Source organism: Pseudoalteromonas sp. TB25 (genome assembly GCF_000497995.1).
GTDB lineage: Bacteria > Pseudomonadota > Gammaproteobacteria > Enterobacterales > Alteromonadaceae > Pseudoalteromonas > Pseudoalteromonas distincta.
In genome coordinates, this window is record NZ_AUTI01000026.1 from 1 (window position 1) to 7480 (window position 7480).

The window sequence follows — 7480 nt, forward strand, 5'->3', positions numbered from 1 at the left end:
CGTAGTAACTGCAGCAGCTGCAATTACAAATGCAGCAATACCGCCCCATGCACGTGAAGTACCTTTAGAGCCTAATGGATTAGCCGGTAAAGCGCTGTGCTTTGGTAAGTTATTAAGTGTGAGTTTGTACTGCACTAAACCAATGGCCATACCTACAGCTGCCGCACCAAATGCCCAGTGCCAGCCTACGTTCTCCATAAAGTAACCACATACGTAGTAACCTATTAAAGAACCCATGTTAATACCCATGTAATAAATAGCGTAACCGCCATCACGACGCTCATCAGCATCGCTATATAATTGGCCTACCATTGCACTGATATTTGGTTTTAGTAAACCAGTACCTGTTGCTACAAATATTAAGCCAACGAAGAAAGAATAATCATGTGGAATAGCCAAAATAATATGGCCAATCATAATAATTATGCCGCCATACCAAACCGCTTTTTGACCACCAAACAATCTATCAGCTAGCCACCCACCCGGTAAGCCTAAAAAGTATACTGCGCCTGTGTACAAACCATAGATTGCAGCAGCTGATGCAACAGTAAAGGCAAGGCCTTCTTCTTGTAAGCTTGCTGTCATGAATAATACGAGCATAGCTCGCATACCGTAATAACTCATTCGTTCCCACATTTCAGTGAAGAACAATGTCGAAAGTCCTTTAGGGTGGCCAAACCAACCACTATCTGGAGCTGAACTCATATTTACTTCCTAACTTTAAGAATTGTTGTAATGGCCTTATAATTTTTTGCTTTAGCTATCTTAATATTTAGTCATACTAAAATGCTCGACCATCAGTTTATTATTTGTAGCTAAGATAATGATTTGCTATATGGTAGTAACACCAGAAGGTAAGAGACACACCCTTATCCTAGTTACAATTGAGCACAAGTATACATATACCTTAGTGCTAGGGGAAGTATTGCGCGGTGTATCACCTTATGCCAAGTTAGAACTCAGCATAAGGAACAATAGGGGTACCTGGGAACTCAAGCGTTCCATAAACAGGGTTAAAATAGTAACGTATGTAAAGTTGACCAAAGTTTGGTTCGTAAAAGTCAGAACGATCGATGGCTAAGTAGCCACCAAAGAACCAATTCGGCGTTATTCTATACTCAAAACTACCTTCAAGATTATATGAAACACCAGAACTTGTTTCACCTTCAAATACAGGGTCAACACCTGTTATTGATTCTCTATCATACGCAGCTATTTGCAAATCGCTATCGTTAGGGAAGAAATCAATAGATTGAGTTTTTGTTTGCGAGTACGAAACACCGGTTTTTAATCGATAAACAAAATCATCGCCCCAACGCGCGTCATAAGTGAGTGGCACGGATAGACCTACATAGTTTTGCGGACTGTAATAACCACCATGGCCCCATGTTTCTTCACTTAAATTATACTTGTATGCCCAATGTAATAAGCTAGCGCCTACGATAAATTCACGCTTTTGATTGCTTATTACACGGTAATAAGTACCGCCCATCATACGATAGCGTTGGTTGTCTTTTACATTTTGGCCTTTATAGAGGGTAAAGTCGGCGCTTGACCAAAAACCCCATTTTCCGCCTAAGTCGTGTGATACATTAGCTGTTAGGCCTGTAGAGCGTACGCCCCCCCAAACTTCACCTGTATTTACATCTTTTAAGCCCGCATAAGAAAGCACTGAATTTGTAACTGGGCGCTTTTCAAGTTCTAGGCTGTATCCAAAGTCGCCAAAACTGTCTGCGTAATTTACACCCCACACAAAGTCTTCAATTAAAAAGCCAAGTGGGGTAGTGCCTACATCTACACGCCAGTTTTCGTTTTGCCAACCAATACCTATATCTACACCACTTTCCTCTGGTGTCACTTCATCGACTGAACAAGTGAAAATACATAAAGCACCTTGTCCGTAGCGACTACCAGCGAACTGCTCATCAAAGCGAGTTGTTTGTGCGCTAATAGTAGTCGGGTCTACTTTAATAAAACCTTGGCCTTGCCAAAGTGGAAAGTAAGCTTCAATTGGTACTAAGCCCGCACCAAGTGTTGCTTCACTTTCGGTGCTTGTTTGTCCACTAAAGTTAACACCAATGGCAATGTATGCTTGGTTTTTGTTTTGCTCGTTTATTAGCTCACGTTTAGCACCGTTTACATACCATTGATCGTTTTCATCTATTTTTAAAAGCGCTCCGTAAAGCTCTTTTTCGTTTAAAGTACGATTAGGTGACAGGGTTTGTGCGTACCAAGATTGTGCTTGTTCGGTTTCATTAAACTTACTGGCTACTTGAGCACCTAAATAGCGTAACTCTTGATCGTTTGGTGACTTTTCAATAAGTTGCTTAGCTAAATAAAGTGCATCCCCTGAGTAATTAAACTCATTAAGAGATGACATGATTTGGCGTTGTAAATAACCCTCTTGCGATGTGGTTTGCGCTATCGCTTTTTGCGTAACTTCTTTTGCTTGAAAGTCGTCTCCAAGTTCTATGTATGCATTAGCAATAGCGAGAAGTGCTTGAGGCTCAATTGTTTGACTACTTTGTGCTTTTCGCTGATATAAGATAACGGCTGCTTCATATTGTTCTAGCGCTAAGTTTGCATTAATAAGGGCAGTTGTTGTTGCTGGAATATCTTTATATTTTTGATCAAGCTGATTGAGCTTAGCAATTAAGTCACTGCCTGTATAAAACTGGTTGAGGTAGTTATTTTGTAACTGCACATATTGAGCCGTTTCGTTTTCAGAAGCGCTCTCTGGTAACACGTAATCCTCAAACCAGCGTTCTATTTCAACTTGGTTACCTTGCTCTAGTATCCACTGGCCTTGTAAAAGGTGCCAATAAGGCGACAAAGATGAGTCAGATGAAAGGGCACTTGAAAGCAATTTAAGAGCATGTCGTTTTTCATCAATTTTGTACCAACTATTAGAAAGCTCAGCTTGCATTTCAGGTGTTAGCTTTCTCGCTTCTAAGTTACTTAAATGGTAGATAGCGACAGATTTGTTTTTTAAATCAAGATATTGCTGGCTTTGAGTAAGAGACTCGTTAAGCAACAATTGTTGCTCTAAAGCAATAATGTCGGTATCTCGATTTTTAAAAGGAATATATTTAAGTGTATCTAAAGCACCTTCATAATCATTTATAGAGCGCAAAAATAAAGCATGGCTATATCTAATTTGGGGGTTTAGCGGGAACTGCCACAATACATTATTAAATAAATCACGTGCTTGTTGAGTCAGGCCTTTTTGTTGGTATATAAAAGCTAAATCGTAATATAACCAAGGTTGTTCAGGTGAAAGCTCAATAGCTTGCTTAAGTAGTTCTTCTGCTTTTTCTAGCTCTCCACCATTAGTATACTGGCTTGCTTTATCCCTTAGAGTATTACTGGTAGCTAGTGCATATGAGGGGTAGATTAAATCTCGTTGCTTTGCGTTTAATGAATTATAAAAGTTGCGAATTGATTTTTGGTTTTGATCTAGTTGCGCGATATTTAATAAGCCAAGTAAGGCATTTTCATACAAAGGATTGGTTTTTAGGGCTGCTTGATAGGCGGTAGCTGCTTGTGTGTAATTTCCTTGAGCTACAAATAATAGGCCTTTGTTATAAAGAAAAGCTTCTTGGTCATGATTTAATTGCTCAGCTAGATTTAGTTTTAGTTGTGCTGTTTTAAAATCAGATTGCTCAATAGCATCTTCCATTTCAGACATATACAGCCAAAACTTCGCAACTGTCGCGAGTTCTTTAAGTCTTTCACGCTCATCAAAGTTAGGTGTATATTTTTGCGCGGTAAAAAAATAGTAATATGATTTTTTGTAGTCGCTTTTCGCTAAATACAAATACCCTAAGCTGCGCATAATCTCTTTATCGGTTGGCCGCCCTTTTAAAGCATTTAATAGTAGGGGCTCAGCTTCTTTTAATTTTTTATTATTAAGTAAACGATCGCCTTTAAGCCAAAGCTGATACGCGGGATCGGCAAGTAATGCTTGTCTTACTTTAAAATCTCGTTGGAAATCTTCGTATTGTAACTTACCTTTACTACTAAATGGGTACACAGAGAAGTAACGTTGGTATTGCTCAACTGTATTTTGAGTAAGATCCATACTCTTAAGAGCTGCAAGCCAAATAAACTCAACTTCATTAATAAAAGAAGGGCTAGTACCGTAATTACTTAAAATATCTATAGCTTTATTATTTGCTGGGTTTTTCCTCAGTAAATGGCGAGCATAAGGTATTTCTACTTGAGCGATATTAGAATAGCTTTTTAATAACTTTTCATAGCCTTTTTTAACACTTTCCCATTGGTCGCTGTCTTGTCCGTACCAGCTTAAATGCTCAAGCTCGTAATTAAGTGTAGGGTAGGTGTTTTTAAATATTTTATTGTATATTTCACGGGCTTGTTCATAACGTCCAGCTCGAGAAAGTAGCCTAGCTTCATGAATTAAAGACTTATCTTTACCCTCAATACGAGAGAGTATTTTAAGCTTTTCAACGCACGGAGCCTGTTTGGTAAGCCCGTTATCTATTTTGCTTAATAACTGGTTGGCTTTCACTGATTCGCCATTGGCAAAATCATAACGCGCTACTGCGCACTGCGTTTCTATTCGGGCAGGGGCAATAGCGACTAGCTTTCGTAAGCTATCTTCAACTAGTTTTTTATTTTGCTGTGCTTCACCAATACCTATTTGGCTTAGTAACCAATCAACAGATTGCGTATCAATATCGTTGACTGTGTTAGCGCTTAATCCAGAGCTAAGTGCTAATGTGCAAGCGAGGGCAAACCTTAACGGCATTCAGTGCTCCATACCGGTTGTAGCGTCCCATCTGCTGTAATTGAAAAACGCTTATTTAAAGCACTTGTACCAAACAAGTTAAGCACGCTGTCGTAATAACGAGTCTGGGTAAATGATTTATCAATCATTAGTTTTTGCTGAATCGCCATTACCGTAGAATTATCGTTATTAGTCGCCAGTAAAGGTAATAAAGCTGAATTAAAGCCCAAAGGGCCTCTTTTTTCAGATTTTCCAGATTTAGCAAAGGTATTTAAAGGCACGTAACCACGTTTATTAATTGTTTCAATAAAAGGGTTGAATTGCGCTAATAGCTCTTTTTTATAAGGCGCGTCGTCTGCCATCATGCTTGCCCATAAATATACTCTAATAGCGTTGTAACTGCCCAAGTCAGTTGTTTTTTTATCGTAGTAAAAGCCGTTATTTGCATCAAACATTACCCAGTCAGGGCTAACACCTTGCTTTGCTGTATCTAAAATTAGCTTTGCTGAGCCTTCGTGTAATTGATGCCAAGGCGAGTGTGGGTAGAGCTTTTTAAACTGCTGGTAAATAAATAATGGTGAGTAGCTCGGGTTTAACTTAAAACGTTCATTATCAAATTCAAAACCTGTAGGAGCGGGTAGTAATGATAAACCTAGGCCCGAGATATAAGCGGTTTCTTCACGCATTATTCGCTGTGCAATTACAGCTGCTAATATGCTGTAGCGGCGCTCATCCCAAAGAACAGCAGCTTGCGATAAGCTGTATGCTATCCATAAGTCTGAATCAGACGCAGGGTTTGAATCTAAAATTCCGCCAACATTTTGATTATTAACACCCCATTGCCATGCCGGTAAACGAGTGCTTAAATCACCTTCTGATAAATGTTCTTGCGTCCAATCAAGCACTAAGTCAAACATTGCTTTGTCATTTGCTACAACAGCAAAAAACAACGCATAAGATTGGCCTTCAGAGGTTGTGACTTTTTTCTCACTCCCCAAGTCAATAACGCGGCCATCTTGGCTTATAAAGTTACTTTTAAACGTTTGCCATGCATCCCATGGTTGGCATTGCTCTATTTGTGCACTGGCATTAAAGGTAAATAATGCAATCACGGTAAAAAATACATTAATGAGTGACTTCATTACTTATCTCCTTCAGCTAAGCGCTTGTATGTTAATGCTTGCAGTAATCGCCATATAATAAATGAGATCAGCAGTAGTGTTAAAATAGACAACAGTGCCAGTACAAATGGGTGATCCGATAAATGGAACCAAATTAGGGTATGCACAGGAATGTGACCAACAAAATATTGCTCATCAGTTTTAATTGTTTTAATGCCTTGAGAGTTTATGACCGCAGCACTGCCTTTAATTTGCGCAAGCGCTTGTGAACTCATTAACGCATCATCTAGTAGAGTAAAGGCTTTTTGTGATGTTGCACTGAGCGATACTATTGATCGCTCTGAATCAAACGGTGATTGAAAGCCTGTAATAACGGCCATATCACCACTACTTTTTATACTTACTTGAACTTTATCTGTTGTTTGCTCATCGTAAGCACCATTGTATATAGCTTGTTTAATAGCGCGCTGATTGTTATCAAGCAAGATATTAGTTTGCGCATCTTCATCTAAGTTGTTAGCAATGCTATTAGGTTTTGCGATTACTAAGAGGTCTTTATCATCTAAGTTGGCATCTTCATTTAAGTGAGCAACGCTTATTCTATGAGCGGGGTAACCTGTGATAGCACCAAAGTGGCCTGTTAAATTAAACAATACAGATAGCGCTTTAGGTGATGGAACTTCATCTATCAATACTAAAGTTTGTTGTAAGTCTGCGTATTTAGTAAATGGGAATCCGCTGTTTGCAAATACATTTAAATCAGGCAGAGCTATGTAATGGTCAAACCCACTTACATCAATATTAGAATTTCCATCAATTACACCGTATTCGCCGCCAGGGGGAGCAACGGCACATTCGCCCTTCTTAAGTACTGCAAACCTAAAATCAAAGTTTAGTTCATTGCGATTGGCAAGATTAATACCTTCCAATGAAAAATCTTCAGCGCTTTGCGTTGTGTCTGTATTAGCGATTAAAGGCAGCAAGGTTTTTGCGGTAGTTAACGATGTGTCTTTTTTATCAAGTAAAAAACCACTTATAAACTCTTGGTTTATTAACATGTTTAAACGTGAATTTAAGGTTTCGCTCTCTGGCGTATTACGGTATTGCAAAGTAATAGGAATGCCTTTTTCACGCCAAGTAAATAAATCAGGTGCAAAACGAACATTTAGTTTTATAGGACCATTGTTAAGACCCTCAGCCTGTAACTGAGTTGGATAGTCAATAAGCTCGTCAAAGTGCACGGGACGATCGTTTCTAAGCCATCTTGGCGCATCATAAGCTTTACGCAGTGGGAGTTTGTTAATTGCTTCGATACTTGCACTTCGGCCAGTCATAATCTTATGACCAAACACAAGACCAGTAACCGCTGTTTTTAAGTCTTTTTCGTCACGCCCCAAAATTAGCAGCATTTTATTGTATCTGTGAATAGGGCTTGAAATTAGCTCGACGGTTGGCTTTTCAACATCTGGATAATCTTTTAAAAAATCAGGTTTTGAGTCATTAGTAATAAACACCACACTGTGCTGCTCTGGTGCTTTATTTAAAACTACTGGAAAGTTAGCGCCACGCCAGTCTGCTTGTGCGCCAAACCAACTAGATAAAGTGGCTG

Annotated in this window: 4 protein-coding genes; all 4 read right to left on the reverse strand. The window is 39.1% G+C overall.

From position 1 onward, the window contains the following. Positions 1-705, reverse strand: a 705-nt coding sequence (locus L652_RS0100475; protein WP_024603172.1) for an oligopeptide:H+ symporter, incomplete at its 3' end; no start/stop codon positions are given. A gap of 247 nt (positions 706-952) precedes the next feature. Further along, the gene (locus L652_RS0100480) at positions 953-4771 is read right to left on the reverse strand and encodes a cellulose synthase subunit BcsC-related outer membrane protein (protein WP_024596014.1); all 3819 of its coding nucleotides are present in this window, start codon (positions 4769-4771) and stop codon (positions 953-955) included. Further along, positions 4762-5892 carry a cellulose synthase complex periplasmic endoglucanase BcsZ gene (bcsZ, locus tag L652_RS0100485; protein WP_024596015.1) on the reverse strand — a complete coding sequence of 377 codons (1131 nt, stop codon included), beginning with the start codon at positions 5890-5892 and terminating at the stop codon, positions 4762-4764. Before bcsZ ends, L652_RS0100480 begins: the two co-directional genes overlap by 10 nt. After that, positions 5892-7480, reverse strand: a 1589-nt coding sequence (locus tag L652_RS0100490) for a cellulose biosynthesis cyclic di-GMP-binding regulatory protein BcsB (RefSeq protein WP_024603173.1), incomplete at its 5' end; no start/stop codon positions are given. The genes L652_RS0100490 and bcsZ, both read right to left, overlap by 1 nt.